Source organism: Nocardiopsis sp. NPDC057823, assembly GCF_042797335.1.
Classification (GTDB): domain Bacteria; phylum Actinomycetota; class Actinomycetes; order Streptosporangiales; family Streptosporangiaceae; genus Nocardiopsis; species Nocardiopsis changdeensis.
In genome coordinates this window covers 1-21658 of sequence record NZ_JBHVLR010000029.1, presented here as the reverse complement: position 1 = coordinate 21658, position 21658 = coordinate 1, and the positions used below count along the sequence as shown (strand labels likewise).

General features: G+C 73.0%; 20 protein-coding genes. 9 read left to right on the top strand and 11 right to left on the bottom strand.

The window, feature by feature from the left end:
- Positions 1–66: 66 nt before the first annotated feature.
- On the bottom strand, positions 67–1038 hold the full coding sequence (locus ACFVNO_RS29680; RefSeq protein WP_378897515.1) for a DMT family transporter: 972 nt from the start codon (positions 1036–1038) through the stop codon (positions 67–69).
- 73 nt (positions 1039–1111) lie between these two features.
- Between ACFVNO_RS29680 and ACFVNO_RS29675 the strand changes: the two genes are divergently transcribed.
- Positions 1112–2032, top strand: a complete 921-nt coding sequence (locus ACFVNO_RS29675) for a LysR family transcriptional regulator (protein ID WP_220562487.1) — start codon at positions 1112–1114, stop codon at positions 2030–2032.
- 247 nt (positions 2033–2279) lie between these two features.
- Here ACFVNO_RS29675 and ACFVNO_RS29670 read toward each other — a convergent pair whose 3' ends face one another.
- Positions 2280–3962, bottom strand: a complete 1683-nt coding sequence (locus ACFVNO_RS29670) for a thiamine pyrophosphate-dependent enzyme (protein ID WP_378897512.1) — start codon at positions 3960–3962, stop codon at positions 2280–2282.
- Between the two features lie 283 nt (positions 3963–4245).
- Between ACFVNO_RS29670 and ACFVNO_RS29665 the strand changes: the two genes are divergently transcribed.
- A complete protein-coding gene (locus ACFVNO_RS29665; RefSeq protein ID WP_355260201.1) occupies positions 4246–5493 on the top strand; it encodes an Nramp family divalent metal transporter in 1248 nt (415 codons plus the stop codon).
- Positions 5494–5538: 45 nt separating this feature from the next.
- Here the strand turns inward: ACFVNO_RS29665 and ACFVNO_RS29660 are convergent, their stop codons facing one another.
- The 3 genes from ACFVNO_RS29660 to ACFVNO_RS29650 all read right to left on the bottom strand — a co-directional run bounded on the left by ACFVNO_RS29660 (position 5539) and on the right by ACFVNO_RS29650 (position 7564).
- Entirely contained in the window at positions 5539–5853 is a 315-nt protein-coding gene (locus tag ACFVNO_RS29660) for an AzlD domain-containing protein (RefSeq protein WP_355260204.1), read from the bottom strand.
- Positions 5850–6608 (bottom strand): AzlC family ABC transporter permease, encoded by a 759-nt coding sequence (locus ACFVNO_RS29655; RefSeq protein WP_255646753.1) that lies wholly within the window; start codon positions 6606–6608, stop codon positions 5850–5852. The genes ACFVNO_RS29660 and ACFVNO_RS29655 overlap by 4 nt, the downstream gene beginning before the upstream one ends.
- Positions 6609–6706: 98 nt before the next feature.
- Positions 6707–7564 (bottom strand): AraC family transcriptional regulator, encoded by an 858-nt coding sequence (locus tag ACFVNO_RS29650; protein WP_355260210.1) that lies wholly within the window; start codon positions 7562–7564, stop codon positions 6707–6709.
- A 56-nt stretch (positions 7565–7620) separates the two neighbouring features.
- Between ACFVNO_RS29650 and ACFVNO_RS29645 the strand changes: the two genes are divergently transcribed.
- From ACFVNO_RS29645 to ACFVNO_RS29635, 3 genes are all read left to right on the top strand, one after another.
- Complete coding sequence (locus ACFVNO_RS29645) at positions 7621–8058, top strand: GNAT family N-acetyltransferase (RefSeq protein ID WP_220562482.1); 438 nt, start codon at positions 7621–7623, stop codon at positions 8056–8058.
- Between the two features lie 145 nt (positions 8059–8203).
- A complete protein-coding gene (locus ACFVNO_RS29640) occupies positions 8204–8872 on the top strand; it encodes a PaaI family thioesterase (protein ID WP_355260214.1) in 669 nt (222 codons plus the stop codon).
- 248 nt (positions 8873–9120) lie between these two features.
- Positions 9121–9417 carry a chorismate mutase gene (locus ACFVNO_RS29635; protein WP_277615487.1) on the top strand — a complete coding sequence of 99 codons (297 nt, stop codon included), beginning with the start codon at positions 9121–9123 and terminating at the stop codon, positions 9415–9417.
- 13 nt (positions 9418–9430) lie between these two features.
- Here the strand turns inward: ACFVNO_RS29635 and ACFVNO_RS29630 are convergent, their stop codons facing one another.
- Positions 9431–10630, bottom strand: coding sequence for an endonuclease/exonuclease/phosphatase family protein (locus ACFVNO_RS29630; RefSeq protein ID WP_378897567.1), 1200 nt, complete (start codon positions 10628–10630; stop codon positions 9431–9433).
- 98 nt (positions 10631–10728) lie between these two features.
- On the opposite strand from ACFVNO_RS29630, the gene ACFVNO_RS29625 reads away from it, so the two are divergent.
- The 3 genes from ACFVNO_RS29625 to ACFVNO_RS29615 all read left to right on the top strand — a co-directional run bounded on the left by ACFVNO_RS29625 (position 10729) and on the right by ACFVNO_RS29615 (position 16286).
- Positions 10729–11574, top strand: a complete 846-nt coding sequence (locus ACFVNO_RS29625) for a hypothetical protein (protein ID WP_378897503.1) — start codon at positions 10729–10731, stop codon at positions 11572–11574.
- Positions 11575–11760: 186 nt separating this feature from the next.
- Positions 11761–15324: a DNA polymerase III subunit alpha gene (dnaE, locus tag ACFVNO_RS29620; protein ID WP_355260220.1), complete on the top strand. Its 3564-nt coding sequence runs from the start codon at positions 11761–11763 to the stop codon at positions 15322–15324.
- Positions 15325–15473: 149 nt separating this feature from the next.
- Complete coding sequence (locus ACFVNO_RS29615; protein ID WP_355260223.1) at positions 15474–16286, top strand: PadR family transcriptional regulator; 813 nt, start codon at positions 15474–15476, stop codon at positions 16284–16286.
- A 57-nt stretch (positions 16287–16343) separates the two neighbouring features.
- Here ACFVNO_RS29615 and ACFVNO_RS29610 read toward each other — a convergent pair whose 3' ends face one another.
- Together ACFVNO_RS29610 and ACFVNO_RS29605 are read right to left on the bottom strand one after the other, a co-directional pair.
- On the bottom strand, positions 16344–16877 hold the full coding sequence (locus ACFVNO_RS29610) for a DinB family protein (RefSeq protein WP_355260226.1): 534 nt from the start codon (positions 16875–16877) through the stop codon (positions 16344–16346).
- A gap of 65 nt (positions 16878–16942) precedes the next feature.
- Positions 16943–17482: a DinB family protein gene (locus ACFVNO_RS29605; RefSeq protein WP_355260229.1), complete on the bottom strand. Its 540-nt coding sequence runs from the start codon at positions 17480–17482 to the stop codon at positions 16943–16945.
- 81 nt (positions 17483–17563) lie between these two features.
- Here ACFVNO_RS29605 and ACFVNO_RS29600 point away from each other — a divergent pair, with 81 nt between their 5' ends.
- Positions 17564–18202, top strand: coding sequence for a hypothetical protein (locus tag ACFVNO_RS29600; RefSeq protein WP_378897498.1), 639 nt, complete (start codon positions 17564–17566; stop codon positions 18200–18202).
- A gap of 3 nt (positions 18203–18205) precedes the next feature.
- Here ACFVNO_RS29600 and ACFVNO_RS29595 read toward each other — a convergent pair whose 3' ends face one another.
- The 3 genes from ACFVNO_RS29595 to ACFVNO_RS29585 form a co-directional block, all read right to left on the bottom strand.
- A complete protein-coding gene (locus ACFVNO_RS29595; RefSeq protein ID WP_378897495.1) occupies positions 18206–20071 on the bottom strand; it encodes an AMP-dependent synthetase/ligase in 1866 nt (621 codons plus the stop codon).
- Between the two features lie 128 nt (positions 20072–20199).
- A complete protein-coding gene (ybaK, locus tag ACFVNO_RS29590) occupies positions 20200–20655 on the bottom strand; it encodes a Cys-tRNA(Pro) deacylase (RefSeq protein ID WP_378897564.1) in 456 nt (151 codons plus the stop codon).
- 152 nt (positions 20656–20807) lie between these two features.
- Positions 20808–21581, bottom strand: a complete 774-nt coding sequence (locus tag ACFVNO_RS29585; RefSeq protein WP_355260239.1) for an LON peptidase substrate-binding domain-containing protein — start codon at positions 21579–21581, stop codon at positions 20808–20810.
- Positions 21582–21658 lie beyond the last annotated feature (77 nt).

Here is a 21658-nt window from a genome sequence, read left to right as displayed (position 1 = left end):
CACGGCACGCGGACGCACGAGGGGCCGCCGGACACCCGTCCGGCGGCCCCTCTCCCGTCGTCCCGGTCAGCCCCGGGTCGGCGGGGCGACGGGCCGGGTGCGCACCAGCCCCTGGCACAGGGCCGCGCCGACGATGATCACCAGCGCCCCCAGCGGCTGGTTCCACGACAGGGTCTCGCCCATGAGGACGATCCCCGCGGCGATCGACACCACCGGCGCCACGTAGGTGACGGTGGTCGCGACGGTCGCCCCCGCCTCCCGCAGCACGGCGTACTGGAGCACGTAGGCCACCCCCGTGCCCATCACCCCCAGGACCAGGACCGAGGCCACCACCTGCCAGGTCACGTCGGTCGGGGCGTCGGTGGCCACCGGCACCAGCACCGCCAGCGGCACGGCGGCCAGCAGCAGCTGCAGCGCCGACAGCTCCAGGGCGCCGTGGGAGCTGCCCGCCACGAACCGGCGCAGGTACGGGGTGCCGATGCCGTAGCAGGCGGTCGCCGCGACCACGAACCCCATGCCGACCATGGCGTCCCGGTCGCTCACGCTCACCTCGCCCAGGGAGTTCCACACGCCGAACACCACGAGCACGCCCAGGAAGCCGATCCCCAGCCCGAGCACCCGGTCGCGGTCGGGGCGGCGCTCGTCGGCCAGCAGCAGCATCGAGAACACCACGCCGAACAGCGGCGTCGCGGCGTTGACGATGCCCATCACCGCCGAGGGGATGAGCTGGCCGGCGTACCCGAACAGCGTGAACGGGATCGTGTTGAGCAGCAGCGCGGCCACGAACATGTGGGCCAGCAGCCGCGGCGAGGTCGGCAGTCGGCCGCCGCGCAGCAGCACCACCGCCAGCAGCGGCAGGGCGCCGGCGGCGATCCGGCCCAGGGACAGCTGCATCGGCTCCAGGGACTGGGCGGCGACCCTGATGAAGACGAAGCTCATGCCCCAGATCAGGGCCAGGAGCGCGAACTTGACCCGCCAGTCGGCGGTGAGGCGGCGGACCCCGGCGGACGCGGCCGGGGAGGGAGAGAGCACGGGCATGGGACGTTTGTACCGCGCACCGATGTGTTAGGTCTACTTCGTATTTCTAAACGAGTGAGTTAGTGTTCCTTACATGCTCAGTGTCGACCGCCTCCGTGTCCTCCACGCCATCGCGGCGCACGGCTCCCTCAGCGCCGCCGCCGAGGCCCTGCACGTCACCAACTCCGCCGTCTCCCAGCAGCTCTCCAAGCTCGAACGCGAGGTCGGCCAGCCCCTGGTCGAGCGCAACGGGCGCGGGGTGCGCCTCACCGACGCCGCCGAACTCCTCGTCGAGCACGCCTCCCGGATCCTCTCCCTGGTGCAGCGGGCCGAGGCCGACCTGGAGGCCCACCGCGACCACGTCACCGGGCACCTGCGCCTGTCCGGCACCCCCACCGCGGTGCGCGGCATCCTGCCCCAGGCCCTCAACACCCTGCGCGAGGCCCACCCCCGGCTGCGGGTCGAGCTCTTCGAGGAGGAGCCCCACGAGAGCCTGCAGTCGATGGCCCGCGGCGAGGTGGACCTGTGCATGGTCATCGACTGGATGGGCTCCCCGCTCGCCCTGCCCGAGGGCATGAGCCGCGCGCCCCTGATGGAGGACGTCGGCGACATCGCCCTGCCCGCCGACCACCCCCTCGCCCACCGGGAGATCCTCGCCATCGACGAGATCCTCGACCTGCCCTGGATCAGCTGGTCGCGCGGGTCCATCTGCAACGACTGGCTCTACGACATGATCCGCTCGCGCGGCGGCGAGCCCAACGTCATCCACAACGTCGAGGAGCACCAGACCAAGCTGGCCCTCATCGCCGCCGGGATCGGCGCCGCCGTCATGCCCCGGCTGGGCCGCGGCCCGCTCCCCGACGGGGTGCGGGTGGTGCCGGTGCAGCCCGCCCTGGTCCGCCAGGTGTACGTGTTCTGGCGCACCGACGCCTCCCGCCGCCCCGCCATCCGCGCCACCGTCCGCGCCCTGCGCGAGTCGGCCGCCGCCTACGACACCCGCCCCGTCCCGGCCTGACGCCCGGGACGGGGCCCGGGCGGAGCCGCCGCGAGCGCGACGGACGCCGGGCCCGGTCGTCTTCCCCGCCCGGGACGCCCGCCGCGGGTAGCCGGGAGAGCCGTGCCTCGCGCGGGCGTGCGGACGGGCGGCCGCATCGGCGTCCCTGCCCGGGACACCTGCCCCGGGTGCCCCTGGGCGGAGACGGGGCGCCGCTCGACGCCCCGACCGGGGGCCGGCCTCAGGGGCCGGGCCCCGGACGGGACGGTCAGCGTGGGGCCTGGAGGAGTTCCGTCAGGGTCGCCGAGGGGCTGATCACCTCGGGGTCCGTGCGCACGTCCACCAGGGTCGGCAGGTCCGCCGCCACCGCCTCGCCCAGCACCTTGACCAGCTCCTCCCGGGTGTGCACGCTCTCCCCGCGCGCGCCCAGCGAACGGGCGTACCCCGCCAGGTCCAGCGGCCCGCCGATCCGCGTCCCCGCCAGCCGGCCCAGCTCGCGGGCCTGGTGCATGGCGATCGTGCCGTACAGCCCGTTCTGGAACACCACCACCGTCACCGGGGCGCCCTCGCGCACCGCCGTCTCCAGCTCCTGCCCGGTCATCAGCGCGCCGCCGTCGCCCGCCACCGCCACCACCGTGCGCTCCGGCTCGGCCAGCTTGGCGGCGACCGCGGCCGGGACCGCGTACCCCATCGCCCCGCTGGTGGGCGCCAGCTGGGTGCGCGGGTGCCGGAACCACCAGCCCCGGTGCAGGAACGACGCGAAGTTCCCGGCGTCGTTGGTGACCACCGCGTCCTCGGGCAGCGCCTCGCGCATCCCCGCGATCACCTGCCAGGGGTGCAGCCCCGGCCCCTCGTGCGCCTGCGTCTCCACCGGCACGGCCGACGAGTCCACCCAGGCCCGCCGGGCCGCGCTCCAGTCCCGGTAGGGGGCCTGGAACGGGGCTTCGGCCAGCTCGCGCAGGGCCTCGCCCGCGTCGGCCACCACCGACGCCCACAGGTCCAGGTGCGACCCCGGCCGCCCCGGGTCGATGTCGATCCGCGCCACCTTGGCCCGGGCCGTGTCCGGCAGCCGGTACCCCTGGGTTGTGGTCTCGCTCAGTCGGCACCCCACCACCAGCACCGCGTCGGCCTCCGACAGCGCGGCCAGCGTCGCGGGCGGGGCGCCCAGCCCCAGGTGGCCCAGGTAGAGCGCGTGGTCGTTGGGGAACACGTCCTGCCTGCGCCAGGCGGAGTACACGCCGGCGCCGAACCGCTCGGCCACGCGCACCAGGTCGGCGCGGGCGCCCCGGGCGCCCCCGCCCGCCACGACCACCGGCCGCACCGCCCGGGTCAGCCACGCCGCCAGCCGGTCGCGCTCGGCCCCGCCCAGCGGGGGCCGCGGCGGCTCCGGCGGCCGCGGGACCGACGCCGGTCCCACCACCTGTCCGAACAGGTCGCCCGGCACCGCGATGGACACCGGCCCCGGGCGGCCCGAGCGGGCCACCCGCAGCGCCTCGGCGGTCACCTCGGCCAGCCGGTCGGCCCGGTGCACGGTGGTGGACCACTTGGTGATGGGCGCGTAGAACGCGGTGAGGTCCACCTCCTGGAACGCCTCCCGCCCCAGCCGCTCCGTCTCGGCCTGGCCCAGGAACACGACCATCGGGGTGGAGTCCTGGTGCGCGGTGTGCACCGCGACCGCCAGGTTGGCCGCCCCCGGGCCGCGGGTGGCCGCCGCCACCGCCGGGACCCCGGTGAGCTTGGCGTCGGCCTCGGCCATGAACCCGGCACCGCCCTCGTGCCGGGTGGACACCAGGCGCATCCCGGGGTGGCGGTCGATCGCGTCGGCGAGCTCCAGGAAGCTCTCGCCCGGGACGGTGTAGCAGCGGCGGACGCCCGCGGCGGCCAGGACGTCGACCACCGCCTGCGCGGCGGTGCGGTCGGGGGGCGTGGGTCGGTGGTCGGCTGTGGCCATGGGGTGGGTCCCTTCCATCGTCGCAAGGTCCGCTCGGCGCGTCCGGGATCCGCCGGACGCCCGTCAACGACCTTTCCAGGCACCGTGAAGCCGGGTCAAGGAGCACCCCGGGCGCCTGTGGACGACCACCCCCGAACCGCCCCCTGTGATCCGTGTCATAGAGATTCGGGCACGGAAGGGTCACGGAGGGCATTGTCACCTTTGCAAGTGGTGTGTCCGCTTCTAAAGTGCTGCGAGTCCGCGGTGGAACCGGTCCGCCACGGGACGCGACGGAAGGACACAGGTGGCCGCCACCGAACAACGCAAGGCGACGTGGAAGCAGATCGGTCCGGGAATCGTCGTCGCGGCCACCGGCGTGGGCGCCGGAGACCTGGTCGCCACCCTCATCGCGGGCAACCTCTTCGGTTACGCCCTCCTGTGGGCCACCATCGTGGGCTGCATCGTCAAGATCTCCCTGGCCGAGGCGACCGGCCGCTGGCACCTCGCCACCGGGCGCACCATCTTCGACGGCTGGACCAGCCTGGGCCGCTGGACCTGGGCATATTTCGGCGTCTACGTGGTCCTCTGGGGCTTCGTCTACGGCGCCAGCGCCATGTCCGCCACGGCGCTTCCGCTCTCGGCCCTCTTCCCGCAGGTGCCCTTCAACGCCTGGGCGATCCTCGCGGGCGTCTCCGGCCTGGCCATCGTCTGGTTCAACCGGTACGCGATCTTCGAGAAGATCATGATGATCTTCATCGGCGTCATGTTCGTGATCGTCGTCGGCCTCGCGATCTACGTCGGTCCCGACATCGGCGAGGCCGTCACCGGCCTGGTCCCGCTGCTGCCCGAGGGCTCCCTCTTCTACACCCTGGGGCTCATCGGCGGCGTCGGCGGCACCATCACGATGGCCGCCTACGGCTACTGGGTCAACGCCAAGGGCTGGCGCGACTCCGGCTGGATGCGCATGATGCGCATCGACAACCGGGTCGCCTACATCACCACCGGCGTCTTCGTCATCGCGATGCTCGTCGTCGGCGCCGAGCTCCTCTACGCCAGCGGCATCGCCCTGTCCTCGGGCGACCAGGGCCTGCTCGACCTGGGCGAGGTCCTGCGCGACCGCTTCGGCGGGTTCGTCGCCACGCTGTTCCTCGTCGGCTTCTTCAGCGCCGCCTACTCGTCGATCATCGGCGTCTGGCACGGCGTCAGCCTGCTCTTCGCCGACTTCGTCAACCACGTGCGCGGCCAGAGCGACATGGACCCGGGGGCCACCGAGAAGAGCCTGCCCTTCCGCGCCTACATGCTGTGGCTGACCTTCCCGCCCATGCTGCTCCTGCTGCTGGGCCGCCCGGTCCAGCTCATCATCGCCTACGGCGTCCTCGGCTCGTTCTTCATGCCGTTCCTCGCCTTCACGCTGATGTGGCTGCTCAACTCCTCCCGCACCCCCGCCGAATGGCGCAACGGGTGGATCTCCAACACCGGCCTGGCCATCGCGGGCGGCCTGTTCCTGGTGCTGTGCGGATACGAGCTCTACGGCGTCATCACCGGGGAGTGACCCCGGCGCGGGGGCGGTACCTCCAGGGCCGCCCCCGCACCGCGTTCACAGCCCCAGGGCCCGCAGCCCGGCGGTGACCACCGCCGCGGCCAGCACCACCACCAGGAACGGGGCGCGCAGCGCCAGCGCGGCCACCGCCGCGCCCACCCCGCCCATCCGGGCGGTGTCCCAGGCCAGCGCCTGGCCCTCGCCGCGCAGCGCCTCCACCGCGATCAGCGCGGCCAGCAGCGCCAGCGGCACCGCCGTCGCGAACCGGCGCAGCCAGGCGTTGTCCAGCAGGCGCCGCGGCGCCGCCAGCCCGGCGAACTTCAGCAGGTAGCACCCGGCCGCCGTCGCGACCAGCACGATCCACAGCGTCACGACCGCACCCCCTCGCCGTCGTTGTCGGACTCCTTCGCGTCCGCGGCCCCGGGGGCCGCAGCGGGGCCGGCCACCCGCATCTCCGGCCCGACCAGGGCGATCAACGCGGCCGACGCGGCCAGCAGCACCGGCACCCCCGGCGGCAGCAGCGGTGTGGCCGCCAGGGCCAGCCCCGCCCCCAGCCCGGCGATCAGCCAGGTGCGGGCGCCGCCCTCGCGCAGCCGCGGCCACAGCAGTGCCAGGAAGATCGCCGGGCCGACCGCGTCCAGGCCCAGCGCGCCGATGTCGCTCACGCGCTCCGTGGCCAGAGCGCCCACCAGCGTCGTGACCACCCACGACGTCCCCAGCACCACATAGGTCGTGGTGAACGCCAGCCGGGCCGAGGCCCGGTCCGGCTGGGCCAGGGCCACCGCCGTCGTCTCGTCGATGACCCCGTGCGCGGCCAGCGCCCGCCGGAGCCCGCCCCGCAGGTCGAGGACGTCGGCCAGCCGCAGGCCGTACAGGGTGTTGCGGGCGCCCAGCAGCAGGGCGCCCAGCGCCCCGGCGACCAGGTTGCCGCCGCCGGCGACCACGCCGATCAGCGCGAACTGGGAGGCTCCGGTGAACATGAACATGCTGGTGAACACGGCCTGGGCCGGGGACAGCCCGGCGGTCGCGGCGGCGGTGCCGAACGCCAGGCCGGCGGCGCCCACGGCGACGCCGACCCCGAGGCTGTCGCGCACCGCGGGAGAACGGAGAAGGGAGATGGCTTTCACGCCGCCCCACGCTAGGAGCCGGGGCCGCCCGCCGTCTTGTACGTTCTTGCGCCCGCCCGGCACCGTGCCCGACCCCGGGCCGCCGGGCCGAACCCGGCTCAGCGCCCGGCCAGCGCCCGCCGGTACGCGCCCGGGGGCACCCCCAGGTGGCGGCGGAAGTGCCTGCTCAGATGCGCCTGGTCGGTGAACCCCACCTCCACCGCCACCTCCGACGGGGCCCGCCCGGCCGCCAGCAGCGTCCGGGCGCGGTCCACCCGCAGCTGGTTGAGGTAGGCGTGCGGGGGCAGCCCGTAGGCCTTCGAGAACGCCCGTGACAGCGCGAACGGGCCCAGGCCCACCGCGGCGGCCAGCTCCTCCAGGGTCGGCGGGTCGGTGAGCCGGGACGCCAGCACCTCCCGCGCCAGGGCCGTCTCGGGCCGGGCCTCGCGGGTCCGGACCCGGGGCGGGCGCTCGCGGCCGTGGGAGCGCAGCAGCGCCGCGATCCCGCGCCGCACCAGGGAGGAGGCCCCCAGCCGGTCGCCGCGTTCGGCCGCCAGGTGCGCCGCGTGCAGCAGCCGGGACGCCTCGGGTGCGTCGATCCCCGACTCGCTGAACGCCGGGGTGCCCCGCAGCCCCAGCTCCCGGGCGATGCCGACCACCACCTCCGGCCGGGGGTAGAACACCCGGTACGTCCACCCCTCGGGAACGCCCGCGTGCCCGGTGTGCACCTCGTCCGGGCCGACCACCGCCAGGCCGCCCGGGCCCACACGCGAGGTGCCGCCGGGGTGGGCGTACTCCTCGACGCCGCCGGTGATGACCCCGAACGTGTAGGTGGGGTGGGTGTGCCGGGTGAAGTTGGTGGTGACGAACCGGGCGGTGAGCATCTCCGTGTCCGGCAGCCCGGAGAAACGCCAGTAGCGCGCGCGTTCGGCGCGGGGGTCGTCGACGACGGGGTGGACCGTACTGGGCATGCCCATACGCCCAGGTTAACGTCGGTTCCTCCGCGGTGCCGCGCCGGTATTACGCTGCGCTCATGACCACGACCGAGATCAGGCAGGCGCGCGACGACCGCGACCGCGCCGCAGTGTTCGTCATCCGGGGCGCCGTCTTCGTCGCCGAGCAGAAGGTGCCCGTCGCCGAGGAGTGGGACGACCGCGACCCCGCCGCCCTCCACCTCCTCGCCCTCGTCGACGGGGTGCCCGCGGGCACCGTCCGCGTGGTGGAGCAGGACGGGGGAGCGGGCCTGCTCGGGCGCATGGCCGTACTGCCCGAGCGGCGCGGCACCGGCCTGGGCGCCGCCCTGGTGCGGGCCGCGGAGGACCTGGCCCGCGAACGCGGGCTCGCCGCCATGGAGCTGCACGCCCAGACCCACGCACTGGGCTTCTACGAGCGGCTGGGCTACACCGCCCACGGGGAGGAGTTCCTCGACGCCGGGATCCCGCACCGGCACATGGTCCGCGACCTGGGCTGACGTCCCTCGAAGTGCCCCCCGTCTCCCCTCGGTGTGACGGGGGGCGCACCCCCGGCCGCGGGGCGACCGGAATACCACCGAGTAGGATTCGGTTTCGGGTGGTGGCCCCCACCACCAGTGCACACGCCGACCCGACGAGGAACACATGACGGTCAACACGCAGCCGGCCACCGAACGCCCCGACCCCCGCGCCTTCGGCCTCCCCGTGGTCGAACAGGCCGACATCCCCGCCGAACTGCGCACCCTCGTCGGCCGCGTGCACGCCCTCATCGACACCGTCGCCAACACCACCGAGACCGACCCCGCCGTCCTCGCCGAGGCCGCCGCCGCCGTCGAGGAGGTCACCGACCGCCTCGCCGCCGCGCCCCGCCGCCAGATCGGCACCATGGTCCGCCGCGACCTCCCCGACGGCGAGAGCGAGTACGGCACCATCACCAACATCGTCGCCGGGGACACCAACCCCGCCGCGCCGCCCCTGTCCCTGGTCCCGGCCGCCGGCGGCGGGGTGTACGGCGAGGTCACCCTCGACACCGTCTACCAGGGCCCTCCCGGGCTGGTCCACGGCGGCTGGATCGCCGCCCTCCTCGACCAGGCCGTCGGGACCGCCTCCTCCCTGGCGACCTCGCCCGGCCTCACCGCGCGGCTCGAGGTGAACTACCGCAGGCCCACCCCGCTGTTCAACCCGCTGGAGATCACCGCCGAGGTCGAGCGCACGGAGCGGCGCAAGGTCTACGTCAACGGCCGTATCCGCGTCAACGGCGAGGTCACCGCCGAGGCCACGGCCATCATGGTCCGCGTCGAGGTCCCCGAATAGGGGACCGGCCGGGGGCGCGCGTGCGCGCCCTCCGCGGACACGCTAAGATCACGCACATGACCCACCGCTATCACGTGTTTAGCGAGCCGACGCTCCCGTCGGCCGCCGACGACACGTAGGCGGAGACGGGAACGTCGGCAACAGAGCACTCGGGCCCCGCGGCCCCGGTGCTCTTTCGCTTTCCAGGCGGCCGACACCCTCCCGCACGGGACCCCGTACGGCCGCATCCACCGCGACCGGAGGCCACCGTGCACGACCAGACGTCCACCACCAGCGAGATCGCCCGCCTGCGCGAACACATCGACGCCATGGACGCGCGCCTCGCCGAGCTCTTGGAGCAGCGCGCCCTCGTCGCCGCCCGGGTCCAGCGGCTCAAGCCCGTCGGGTACTTCGCCGGACGCGACATGGACCGCGAGCGCCGCCTCGTCGAGCGCATGGCCGAACACGCGCCCCGCCTGGGCGCCGACCGGCTCGCCGCCATCATGGACAGCGTCATCACCGCCGGCCTGGCCGCCGCCGAGGAGGAGGCCGCCCGCGACCGCTGACCCGGCGGGGGCGTCAGCGGGACACGTCCACCCACACCAGACGGTGGTCGGAGGCGGGGAACGGGGGACCCGCGCCGGCCAGGCGCGCCAGCGGGTCGTCCGGCGCCGGCCAGAACACGCCCCGGTCGCCCACCGCCAGGTCCCGCGAGGGCAGCACGTAGTCCACCCGCAGGTGCCCCGGCGGGGTGTCCTCGGTGAAGGCGTCCCCGTGGCCGGGCGCGCCCGCCGCGCTCCCGGCCCGGCCCCGGCCGCCCTGGGAGTGGGGGAGCGGGTCCGCCACCCGGGGGTGGGCCAGCAGGCGGTCGATCGCCCCGGGCAGGGAGGAGCCGTTGCGGGGGTCGGCGTTGAGGTCCCCCGCCAGCACGAACGGGGCGTCCGGCGCCAGCCCTCCGGCGGCCCCGGCGTCGTCGCGGATGTAGCCGTCCGCCCCGGGCGTCAGGTAGTCCGCCCAGAACCGGATCTCGTCGTGGTTGCGCAGCACGTTGCGGCGCTCGGGGCCGTCGAACGCGGGCGGCGTCGGATGCGAGGCCAGCAGGTGCACCGGGCGGCCCCACCCGGTGTCCACCGGCAGGTCCCAGTGGCTCTTGGACGACAGCCGCGCCGCCGCCCACGCCCGCGGCGACAGGAACGGCTCCCCGCTCGCCGGGTCCACCGGGACCAGCGCCCCGGGCATCGCCGCCCGCGGCAGCAGCCGGAACGTGCGCGCCCGCTCCGCGTCCAGGGGGTACCGGGAGAGCACCGCCATCCCGTACTGGCCGGGGAACCGGCCGAACCCGAACGCGTCCCCGGCGTAGGCGTCGCTCCCGGGCTCGGCCACCACCCGCCCGTCGCCGTCGAGGTCCTGACCGGACGCGACCCCGGTGTTCACCGGAGCAGCGAAGACATGGGGGAACTCCACACCCTCGGCACCGTTCCACCCGCGCTCCAGGTACTCGCGGGCGAACAGCTCCAGGGACCGGCCCGTCGGGTCGTGGTCGAACTCGTTCACCAGCAGCACGTCGGGGCGCACCCGCTGCACGGTCTCGGCGACCGCCCGCGCCAGCCTCCACTCCCCGGAGGCCAGCGCCGACGCCATCGCCCCGGGCCGCTGCCGCGACAGGGCCGTGTTGAAGGTCGCGAACCGCACCGACCCGGCGGGCACGGGCGGCGGCACCGACGGGGACACCGCCACGGCGGGCGCGGCGGCCGGCACGTCCTCGGAGGCCAGGACCATGGTGGCGGTGGACGCGGGAAGGAGAGGTCTCACCCGCCCATTCTCCCAACCGGAAAAGCCCTTGCGCGGATCCGGCCGCCCCCGCTTTCCTCGGGGGCATGCCCGAACCCAACCTGCCCTTCCGCTGGGACGTGGAACACGACCGCCTCGGCTCCCTCGTCGAGCCCGCCGACCCCGAGCGGTCCTATGTCGAGGCCCTCACCGAGTGCGCCGCCAAGGTGCTGGCCCGCGGCGGCGACCGCGACCTGTACTTCGTCGGGCGCTCCCCGGACAGCGTGTACGACCTGCTGCGGGGCGTCCTGGCCGACACCGGGCACCGCGACCGCGTGCACCGGCTGCCGCTGTCCCTGTACGGGTACGACGGCCAGGGCCTGAGCCGGGCCGAACAGGCCCAGCTGCGCGCCAACCTCACCGCCCAGGGCGTCACCCCGGGGCGGCTGGCGGGCGGCGGGCGCGCGGTCGTGTTCTGCGACCTGGTCTCCCACGGGAGCACCTTCGAGAACCTGCACCGCGAGCTGCGCTCGTGGATCGGCGACGACGGCGCCGACTGGAACCGCATCCGGGGCCGCATCGGCTACCTGGGCATCGTCATGCGCGGCAAGACCAGCCCCAACACCTGGCGCTGGCAGCAGCACGCGCCGTGGGTGGGGGAGCTGCCGCCGCGCGCGGTGCGCAACGTGTCGGTGCCCGGGTGGCTGTGGGGCTACCTGGGCAACTTCCAGCCCAAGACGGAGCCGTCGTTCCGCCGCACCCGCTGGGCCGACCCGGGGGTCGCCCGCCCGCGCCACGACGAGAGGACCCGCGCCGCCCTGTCGGGGGCGGTGGCGCTGTTCGAGCGCGCCCGCACGCCGGAGGTCCGCTCCGCGTTCCGCGCCGTCCTGGCGGCGGAGCCCGCCTTCCGGGAACCGTGGCTGCGGACCCTCGCGCACGACATCCGTTCTTGAAGGGGGACGGTGGGGCAGGAGTGGTCTCGTCCCAGGGCCCCACACCCCCGCCGCCGAGCGAGGCGACCTCCCCCGCGGCCTTCGCCTGATCCGTGGTTCGGGCCGGGCGGGCACCGAACGTCGTGGGAAAGTCGTAGGCTCAGGAGACACCACCCGTCCGTCCACCCACTGGGGAGCACTCCACCCATGGCAGACTCCTTCGTCCACCTGCATGTCCACACCGAGTACTCCATGCTCGACGGTGCGGCCAAGCTCAAGCCCCTCTTCAAGGAGGCGGGGAGACTGGGCATGCCTGCGGTCGCGATGACCGACCACGGCAACATGTTCGGGGCGTACGAGTTCTACCAGCAGTCCAAGGGCTCGGGGGTCAAGCCGATCATCGGCATCGAGGCCTATGTCGCCCCCGAGTCGCGTTTCCACAAGCAGCGCGTGTTCTGGGGGCGCGCCAGCGGGTCGGACGACACCTCTTCCGAGGGCGGCAAGGACATCTCCGGCGGCGGCCGCTACCTGCACATGACGATGCTGGCGCGCAACGCCACGGGCCTGCGCAACCTGTTCAAGATGTCGTCGCTGGCCTCCATCGAGGGCTACTACATGAAGCCCCGCATGGACCTGGACCTGATGTCGGAGAACAGCGAGGGGATCATCGTCTCCACCGGCTGCCCCTCCGGCGGTGTGCAGACCCGGCTCCGGCTGGGCCAGGAGAAGGAGGCCATCGAGTACGCCGCCAAGCTCCAGGACATCTTCGGCAGGGAGAACGTCTTCCTGGAGCTGATGGACCACGGCGTGCCCATCGAGAAGGAGGTCCGCGACGGCCTCCTCAAGGTCGGCCGGGAGCTCAAGATCCCGCCCCTGGTCACCAACGACTCCCACTACGTGTACGAGTCCCAGGCCGACGCCCACGACGCGCTGCTGGCGGTGGGCGTGGGCAAGAACCTGGACGACCCCACCCGGTTCCGGTTCAACGGCTCGGGCTACTACCTCAAGACCGCCGACGAGATGCGCGGCCTGCTCACCTTCGACGAGTGGCAGGAGGGGTGCAGGAACACCCTGCTGATCGCCGAGCGCATCGACCCCAACGCCTACGACGAGGTCTTCGCCCACCGCGACCTGATGCCGGTCTTCCCCGTCCCCGAGGGGGAGACCCAGTCCTCCTGGCTGGCCAAGGAGGTCGAGCGGCTGCTGCCGACCCGCTACCCGGACGGTGCCGGTGCGGAGGTCCGCCAGCGGGTGGAGTTCGAGCTGGGCATCATCAACGAGATGGGCTTCCCCGCCTACTTCCTGGTGGTCGCCGACATCTGCCAGTACGCCCGCAAGGAGGGCATCGCGCTGGGCCCCGGCCGCGGCTCGGCGGCGGGCTCGATGATCGCCTACATCCTGGGCATCACCGACCTGGACCCCCTGGAGCACGGGCTGCTGTTCGAGCGGTTCCTCAACCCCGAGCGCGTGTCCATGCCCGATGTCGACCTCGACTTCGACGAGCGCCGGCGCGGCGAGATGATCGAGTACGTCACCCGCCTGTACGGCGCCGAGCGGGTCGCCCAGATCCTCACCTTCGGCACCATCAAGGCCAAGGCCGCCGTGAAGGACTCCACCCGCATCCTGGGCATGCCCTACTCGGTCGGGGACCAGATCACGAAGGCGTTCCCCGCGGCCGTGGGCGGCAAGGAGATCCCGCTCGACGCCGTGTTCAACCCCGAGCACGAGCGGTACCCCGAGACCACCGAGCTGCGCAACCTGGTGGACAACGACCCCCAGGTCGCCAAGGTCATGGAGACCGCGCGCGGTATCGAGGGCCTGACCCGCGGCACCGGTGTGCACGCGGCGGGCGTCATCCTGTCCAAGGAGCCCCTGCTCGACGTCATCCCGCTGCACATGCGCGACGCCGACGGGGCCATCATCACCGGCTTCCCCTACCCTCAGTGCGAGGAGATGGGGCTGCTCAAGATGGACTTCCTGGGCCTGCGCAACCTCACGATCATGGACGACGCGGTCAAGTCCATCAAGGAGGCCGAGGGGATCGACATCGACCTCTCCAAGCTCCCCCTGGACGACAAGAAGACCTACCAGCTGCTCGCGCGCGGCGACACCCTGGGCGTGTTCCAGCTGGACGGCGGCGCCATGCGCAACCTCCTCAAGCGGATGCAGCCGAAGAAGTTCGGCGACATCGCCGCCGTCAACGCCCTGTACCGGCCCGGTCCGATGGCGGCCAACGCCCACAACGACTACGCCGACCGGTCGAACGGCCGCCAGGAGATCACCCCGATCCACCCGGAGCTCAAGGACGCCCTGGAGCCGATCCTCGCCGAGACCTTCCACCTGATCGTGTATCAGGAGCAGATCATGGCCATCGCCCAGCAGCTGGCCGGGTACACGCTGGGCGGGGCCGACCTGATGCGCCGCGCGATGGGCAAGAAGAAGAAGGAGGCCCTGGAGGAGGAGGAGGCCAAGTTCTTCCCCGGCGCCATGGAGCGCGGCTTCTCCAAGGAGGCCATCCAGACGCTCTGGGACGTCATGCTCCCGTTCTCGGGCTACGCGTTCAACAAGTCGCACGCCGCCGGCTACGCCCTGGTCTCCTACTGGACCGCCTACCTCAAGGCCAACCACCCCGCCGCGTACATGGCCGCGCTGCTGACCTCGGTCAGCGACGACAAGGACAAGATGGCGGTCTACCTCGCCGAGTGCCGCGCCCAGGGCATCAAGGTGCTCCCGCCGGACGTCAACGAGTCCGGTCTGCGCTTCACCCCCGTGGGCAAGGACATCCGCTTCGGCATGGGCGCGGTCCGCAACGTGGGCGCCAACGTCGTCAACTCGATCATCAAGAGCCGCACGGAGAAGGGCAAGTACACGTCCTTCACCGACTTCCTGTCCAAGATCGAGCTGGCCGCCTGCAACAAGCGCGTCATCGAGTCCCTGATCAAGGCGGGCGCCTTCGACTCCCTGGGCCAGCCCCGGCGTGAGCTGTACCGCCACCACGAGGTCGCGGTCGACGGCATGATCAGCTCCAAGAAGCAGGAGGCCCACGGCCAGTTCGACCTGTTCGGCGGTGCTGAGGAGGGCGGCGACTCCACCCCGATCGGGCTGAACATCCAGTGGGGCGACGAGGAGTGGGACCGCAAGACCAAGCTCGCCTTCGAGCGCGAGATGCTGGGCCTGTACGTGTCCAGCCACCCGCTGGCCGGGGCCGAGCGGGTGCTGGCCCGCTCCCGGGACACCTCCATCGCCCAGATCGTGGCCGGGGAGATGAGCCGCGAGCGCAACGAGCTGCGCATCGCCGGGCTGATCTCCAAGGTGGAGAAGCGGGTGAACAAGGCGGGCAACCAGTGGGCGATCGCCACCGTGGAGGACCTGGACGCCTCCATGGAGGTGCTGTTCTTCCCCAAGACCTTCCCGCTGTACGTGGACGCCCTCATCGAGGACACCGCGGTGACGGTCAAGGGCCGCCTCAACGACCGGGACGGCACCTGGTCGATGTTCGCCTCGGAGCTGTCCATCCTGGACATCTCGCACATCACCGAGGGCGAACCGCCGGTGCTGCTGACGGTGGACGAGAAGCGGCTGACCCCGGAGCTGGTCGACGAGCTGCGCCAGGTGCTGAGCACGCACAAGGGGGACACCCCGGTGCGCATCCGGGTGGACAACCCGGTCCGTTCCAAGGTCTTCGCGGTGGACCGCTACTCGGTGCGGATCTCCCCGGAGTTCAACGGTGAGATGAAGAGCCTGCTGGGGGCGTACGCGGTCGACTACTAGCCGCCGCCCGACCGTATCCCCGTGCGCCGCCGACCGGCGCACGGGGATTTTTCGTGCCCGGGGCTTGCCGAAGCGAAGTTAGCGATATATCTTTGAGCTATCAGAACAGAGCATGACAGTCGCTCTGTATCGACACTGAGGAGAACACCATGACCGCCATGGCACTTCCCGGTCCCTGGGACTGGAACGACGACAGCGCGGACGGCCCGCGCGGCCCCCGGTCGCGCCGCTTCGCCGAGGGGCGGCGCGGCGGCGGGCGCCGCCGGGACCACCACCACGGAGGCGGACCCCACGCCGGGTTCGGCCCGGTGGTGCCGCCCGGGCCCCCCGCGCCACCCGTACCGCCGGGAGGCCCCGGCGGCTGGGGGGCCGGGCCGTTCGGGCCGGGGGGACCGTTCGGTCCCGGCGGGCCCTTCGGCGGGTTCGGGCCGCACGGCCCCGGCGGGGGGCACCGGCGGGGCGGCCCCCGCGCCCGGAGGGGCGACGTGCGCACCGGCATCCTGATGCTGCTGGCCGAGGAGCCGCGCAGCGGCTACGAGATCATCCGGGAGGGCCGTGAGCGCAGCGGCGGGGCCTGGCGCCCCAGCCCCGGCTCCATCTACCCGATGCTCCAGCAGTTGGAGGACGAGGGGCTCATCGTCCAGGAGGAGGGCGAGGGCCGCCGCCGCCCCTACCGGCTCACCGAGGAGGGCATCGACCACCTCGAGGAGCACGGCGCCGACCTGACCCCGCCGTGGGAGGCCGCCGCCGACGCCTACGCCGACGACCGCTCCCGCTACGAGGAGATCGGCGCCCTGGCCGCCCAGCTCGGCGCCGCCGCCTTCCAGGTCGCCCAGGCCGGCACCCCCGAGCAGGTGGACCGCGCCAAGCGGCTGCTGGCCGAGAGCAAGCGCGGCCTGTACCGCATCCTCGCCGAGGACGAGCCCGAGTCCGACGACGGGTACGACACCGGACAGGACTGACCCCGGACACGGCGACGGGGCCCGCCGCGGATCGGCGGGCCCCGTCGGTCGTCGCCCCTACTCCCCGGTGGTGCCGTCGGCGAGTTCGCGCAGGATGTCCAGGTGCCCGTTGTGCCGGGCGGTCTCCTCGATCATGTGCACCAGCACCCAGCGCAGCGTCGTGGCGTCCTCGCCCTCGCGGCGGCGCACGGCCGCGGTGTCCAGCTCCAGCTCCGCGGTGATCTCCCGGGAGCGCTCGCACTGCGCCTCGTACTCTTCGAGCAGCGTCCCCAGCGGCACCTCGTTGCCGCGCCGCCACTCGCCGTCCGGGTCTTCGGGGGTCGCGTACCCGCGCTCGGGCAGCCCCAGCAGGATCCACTCGAACCAGGCGTGCTCCACCCAGCGCAGGTGGGACACGATCGCGCCCACGCTCATCAGCGGAGAGGTGGGCAGCGGGGTGGCCGTCGCGTGTTCGGCGGCGATCCCCGCGCACTTGGCGTGGACGGTGGCGCGGTGCCGGTCCAGCCAGGTGGTGAGCATGGTGCGCTCGTCGGCGTCCGTCGGCGGGTCGACGCGTTCGGGCGCGGCCGGGAGGGTGATGTGTTCCGTCATCTCCCCATCATGGCGGTCACGGCCGACGGTCTTCACGTCCTTTTCCGCTCCCGCGCGCGCCGTCCTCACTCCCCGGTGGTGCCGTCGGCGAGCTCGCGCAGGACGTCCAGGTGCCCGTTGTGCCGGGCGGTCTCCTCGATCATGTGGACCAGCACCCAGCGCAGGGTGGTCCGCCCCCGGGACCCCAGGACCTTGCGCGAGGACGACCCGAGTTCGAGTTTGGCGGTGATCTCCCGCGACCGGGCGCACTGGGCCTCGTACTCCTCCAGCAGCGCCCCGAGGGGGAGCCCGGCCCCCAATCGCCACTCGGCGTCGGGGTCCTGTGCGCTGTAGGGGGCCAGGTCCGGCTGGTCCAACATCGCGCTCTCGAACCAGAACGCCTCCACCCATCGCAGATGGGACACCACACCGCCCACGGTCATCAGCGGCGAGGTCGGCAGCGGCGCGGCCGAGGACAGGGACGGGTCCAGCCCCGCGCACTTGGCGTGGACGGTGGCGCGGTGCCAGTCCAGCCAGGAGGTGAGCATGGTGCGCTCGTCGGCCGCCATCGGGGGGTCGACACGGGCGGTCAGGGGCAGGTGAAGAGTGCTGTTCTTGTCGCTCATGCCGGTATTCTCCGTTCCGGTCATGCCGCCGAGCCACTGGTTTTCCGTGGTGAGGGCACGAGGGCGAGGAGAAGACCGCAGATGGACGACCGGAACGGCGCGGACGCGCCGCGCGGGCCGCGACCGCTGATCGTGGGCGCATGGGTGTTCGGCGCGCTGGCCGCCGCCGGCGCGCTGCTCGGTCCGGTCTGGTGGCTCCTGGCCCCGGACCGGGCCGAGGGCACGGCCCTGGGGGAGGGGGAGGTCTTCACCGGCACCAGCGAGGCCCTGTTCGCGGGGGAGGGGACCTTCGTCCTGGTCACCGCGCTGGCGGGACTGCTCAGCGGCTACGCCGTCTACATGGTGCAGTTCCCCCTGGCCCGCAGGCGCCCCCGCGACCTGCGCCTGTGGTGCCTGCTGGCGGGTTTCCTCGGCTCCGCGGCGGGGACCCTGCTGACCTGGCGGATCGGCATGCTGCTGGACACGCCCCTGCACACGGCGCTGGCGCGGGCGCAGGCCGGTGACGAGGTCGCCGTGGGCCTGCACCTGGACGCCACGGCGTTCCTGGTCGCCTGGCCCTTCGTCTTCGTGCTCCAGTACGCCCTGCTCGACCTGATCAGCATGGTCCGCCGGGACCTGCCGGGCGTGCCCCGGCGCGCCCGGGCCGCCGCGGCCTCCCCCGACGCGCCGTGGTCCGGCCCCTCCCCGGTGGGCGAGGGGCCGGACCCGCTGGCACGCTGACCGTCAGACGGCCCGGATGCCGTCCTCGTACATACCGTCCAGGATGTCCTGGTACTTGGTCTCCACCGCACGGCGCCGCATCTTCAGGCTCGGCGTGATCTCGCCGCCCTCCACGGTCAGGTCGTTGGGCAGGATCGAGAACTTCTTGACGGTCTCGTGCCGGGGCAGGTCCCGGTTGAGCTCGTCGACGGCCTCCTGGACCATCGCGCGCACCTTCGGCTCCCGGGTGAGGGCGGTGTAGTCGAGGCCGCCCAGGCCGTTCTCCCGGGCCCAGGCCGTGACGGCCTCGGGGTCCAGCGCGACCAGCGCCACGCAGTAGGGCCGGCGGTCGCCGTGCACCACCAGGTTGCTGACGTAGGGGCACAGCGCCTTGAACCGGCTCTCCAGGTGCTGCGGCGCCACGTACTTGCCGTTGGAGGTCTTGATGAGCTCCTTCTTGCGGTCGGTGATGCGGAGCCTGCCGTCCTCCAGGACGCCGATGTCGCCGGTGGCGAACCAGCCGTCCCGGTCGATGGCCTCCTCGGTGGCGCCCGACAGGTTGTGGTAGCCGCGCATGACGCCGCCGCCGCGCAGCAGGATCTCGCCGTCCTCGGCGATCTTCACCTCGGTCCCGGGCATCGGCATGCCCACCGTCCCGAACCTGATGCCGCCGGGCCGGTTGAGGAAGGATCCCGCGCTGGTCTCGGTGAGCCCGTAGCCCTCCAGGATGACGATCCCGGCGCCGTAGAAGAACCGGCCGATCTCGGGGGCCAGCGGGGCGCTGCCGGAGATGAAGAACTTCAGCCGGTCGCCGAAGCGGGCGCGCAGCTTGGAGAAGACGAGCCGGTCGGCCACCCTGTGCTGCAGGGCCAGGGCCCCGGCGGGCTCCCTGCCGTCCTCCCTGAGCCGGGCCACCCGGTCGCCCACGCCCACGGCCCACTTGAAGATGCGGTACTTGGCGGCGCCGCCCTCCTTGGCCTGCATGACGACCCGGTTGTACACCTTCTCGAAGATGCGGGGGGCGGCGGCCATGAAGGTCGGCCGGACGACGGAGAGGTTGTCGACGATCTTGTCGACCCGCCCGTCCACGGCGGTGGAGAACCCCACCTGCAACTGGTTGACCTGCATCAGCTTGCCGAACACGTGGGACAGCGGCAGCCACAGGTACTGCACGTCGTCGGGGCCGAGCAGCTCCCAGCCCTGGCCGCGCAGCTCCGTGTCCAGGTCCTGGAGCGCCTTGGCCTCGTACAGCCAGTTGGCGTGGTCCAGCCGCACGCCCTTGGGGCGGCCGGTGCTGCCGGAGGTGTAGATGAGGGTGGCGATGTGGTCGGGCGCCACCGCCTTGACGAGCTCGTCGAACAGCTCGGGCCGCTCCCTGTGCAGCGCGGCGCCCAGGGCGGCCAGTTCGTCCAGGGTGATGACCCAGCCGTCGTGGCCGCCCTCGCCGTCGAAGACGACGACCTTGGACACGCCGGGGATCTGCGCCCGCTGGTCCACCAGCTTGGCGACCTGGTCGGCGTTCTCGGCGAAGACCAGCATGCTGCCGGAGTCGGAGATGATGTACGCCGAGTCGGCGGCGGTGGAGGAGGGGTAGACGGTGGTGGAGGCGCCGCCCGCGCACAGGATCGCCAGGTCGGCCAGGATCCACTCGATCCTGGTGGAGGAGGCGATGGCGCAGCGCGCCTGCGAGGTGACCCCGAGGGAGTGCAGGCCCAGGGCGAGGTCGCGGACCCGGTCGCGGGTCCGCGACCAGGTCAGGGTCTCCCAGGTCTCGGGAGCACCGGTGCTGTTGGGAACGGGGTAGGTGAACGCCGTCGCGTCGCCGCTCTCGGCCACACGGGAGACGAACATGTCCGGAACCGACGAGAAGGGGGATGAAGTGTTACCCATGTCACAAAGCTACCCTCGGGTAGTAGGGGCGGCAACAGCCGATGTCCCCTTGTGACAAGGTATGCGCGGTTTCATTCCCGATCGCCCCGATCGGTTCACCGCCCCGTTCCCGGCCGCCGTTGCGCCGCTCAGGCGGCGCCGATGGGGGCGACGACCGCCTCGGTGAGCGTGATGAGGTCGGCGGGCGCCAGCTCCATCTGGAGCCCGCGCCGCCCCGCCGACACGTAGACCGTCCGCTGCCCGCGCGCCGACGCGTCGACGACGGTGCACAGCCGCTTGCGCTGCCCCAGCGGGCTGATCCCGCCGCGCACGTACCCGGTGGCCTTCTCCGCCTTGGCCGGGTCGGCCATCACGGCCTTCTTCCCGCCCACGGCGGCCGCCAGCGCCTTGAGGTCCAGTGAGGTGCTCACCGGCACCACCCCCACCGTCAGGACCCCGTCCACCTCGGCCACCAGCGTCTTGAACACCTGCTCGTGGGGGATCCCGAGCGCGTCCGCGGCGTCCGTGCCGTAGGAGTGGCCGTCCCCGCCGGCCGCCTCGTACGGGTGCAGTGTGTAGGTGGTCTTGGTCCGTCCGGCCGCCACGGTGGCGGGTGTGGCCTTTCCGCTCATCGGTTCCCCGGTCCCTCGTCGAAGCGCGCCCGACCCCCGGGCGCCTGGTCTGTAGGGCAGGCTAACGAACCCGGCGCCCGCGGCGCCCGGACCGGGGGCGCGGGTCCGGTCCGCGTCCGCCGCCGTCAGTTGAAGGAGACCCCGTTGTTGAGGAACGGGCCGGCGGGCAGCGTGTTGAGGGTCGGCGTGTGCACGATGCGGTTCTCCCGGCGCAGGAACCGGGCCAGCACGGCCAGCCGGGTCGCCGCGTCCTCGGCCTCCAGCAGCCGCTGTTTCTCGGCCTGGTCGAGCACGACCGCCTCGGACAGCGCGTACGACAGCGGGACGGGGTCCTTGGGCGGGTCCACGAACGTCCCCGGGGTCAGCCCGGCCGCGGACAGCCGCTCCCGGTAGACCTCGAACAGCGCCCGCACCCGCTCGGCGTGCTCCTCGGCGTCGGGGCCGGCCGCCTCGGGCAGGAACGACACCGACGCGGTGGGGTAGACGTCGGCGGAGGAGGCGTCGACCTCCGACAGGTCGTCGACCGTGAACCGGGTGCCGCCCTCCACCACCAGGTCGTAGCGGCCGTCGTCGTAGGTGCGCACGTTGCGGACCAGCGCGGTGCAGCCGGTGGCGCTCACCCGGGGGAGCCGGACGTCGCCGCCCAGGGTGGGCGCCCCGACGGGGTTCTCGGTGGTCTGCGCGGACGAGGTGGCCGCCACCTCGTGCCCCAGCTCGATCCACACCACCCCGAACCGCCGCGGTGAGCGGTCGCGCCCGGCGAGTTCACCGCGGGTGAGGGTGGGGCCGAGCAGTTCGGAGACCAGCCGCCGGTAACGCGGCTCGAAGACGTGCAGGGGGACGTTCACACCGGGGAACAGAACGGTGTTCAAGGGAAAGATCGGCAGAGCCTGGGCCATGGCCCCAGTATGCCTTTCGTCACGGCCGTTCGGGCTCGGACACCCGGCGGGGGCGCCCGGTCGGAACCGGGCGCCCC

What these genes read in the sequence shown, in the direction of transcription:
- ACFVNO_RS29680 (WP_378897515.1), bottom strand. Translation starts at nt 1,038, where the DNA reads ATGCCCGTGCTCTCTCCCTCCCCGGCCGCGTCCGCCGGGGTCCGCCGC.
- ACFVNO_RS29675 (WP_220562487.1), top strand. Translation starts at nt 1,112, where the DNA reads ATGCTCAGTGTCGACCGCCTCCGTGTCCTCCACGCCATCGCGGCGCAC.
- ACFVNO_RS29670 (WP_378897512.1), bottom strand. Translation starts at nt 3,962, where the DNA reads ATGGCCACAGCCGACCACCGACCCACGCCCCCCGACCGCACCGCCGCG.
- ACFVNO_RS29650 (WP_355260210.1), bottom strand. Translation starts at nt 7,564, where the DNA reads ATGGGCATGCCCAGTACGGTCCACCCCGTCGTCGACGACCCCCGCGCC.
- ACFVNO_RS29645 (WP_220562482.1), top strand. Translation starts at nt 7,621, where the DNA reads ATGACCACGACCGAGATCAGGCAGGCGCGCGACGACCGCGACCGCGCC.
- ACFVNO_RS29640 (WP_355260214.1), top strand. Translation starts at nt 8,204, where the DNA reads ATGACGGTCAACACGCAGCCGGCCACCGAACGCCCCGACCCCCGCGCC.
- ACFVNO_RS29630 (WP_378897567.1), bottom strand. Translation starts at nt 10,630, where the DNA reads ATGGTCCTGGCCTCCGAGGACGTGCCGGCCGCCGCGCCCGCCGTGGCG.
- ACFVNO_RS29625 (WP_378897503.1), top strand. Translation starts at nt 10,729, where the DNA reads ATGCCCGAACCCAACCTGCCCTTCCGCTGGGACGTGGAACACGACCGC.
- dnaE (WP_355260220.1), top strand. Translation starts at nt 11,761, where the DNA reads ATGGCAGACTCCTTCGTCCACCTGCATGTCCACACCGAGTACTCCATG.
- ACFVNO_RS29615 (WP_355260223.1), top strand. Translation starts at nt 15,474, where the DNA reads ATGACCGCCATGGCACTTCCCGGTCCCTGGGACTGGAACGACGACAGC.
- ACFVNO_RS29610 (WP_355260226.1), bottom strand. Translation starts at nt 16,877, where the DNA reads ATGACGGAACACATCACCCTCCCGGCCGCGCCCGAACGCGTCGACCCG.
- ACFVNO_RS29605 (WP_355260229.1), bottom strand. Translation starts at nt 17,482, where the DNA reads ATGAGCGACAAGAACAGCACTCTTCACCTGCCCCTGACCGCCCGTGTC.
- ACFVNO_RS29600 (WP_378897498.1), top strand. Translation starts at nt 17,564, where the DNA reads ATGGACGACCGGAACGGCGCGGACGCGCCGCGCGGGCCGCGACCGCTG.
- ACFVNO_RS29595 (WP_378897495.1), bottom strand. Translation starts at nt 20,071, where the DNA reads ATGGGTAACACTTCATCCCCCTTCTCGTCGGTTCCGGACATGTTCGTC.
- ACFVNO_RS29585 (WP_355260239.1), bottom strand. Translation starts at nt 21,581, where the DNA reads ATGGCCCAGGCTCTGCCGATCTTTCCCTTGAACACCGTTCTGTTCCCC.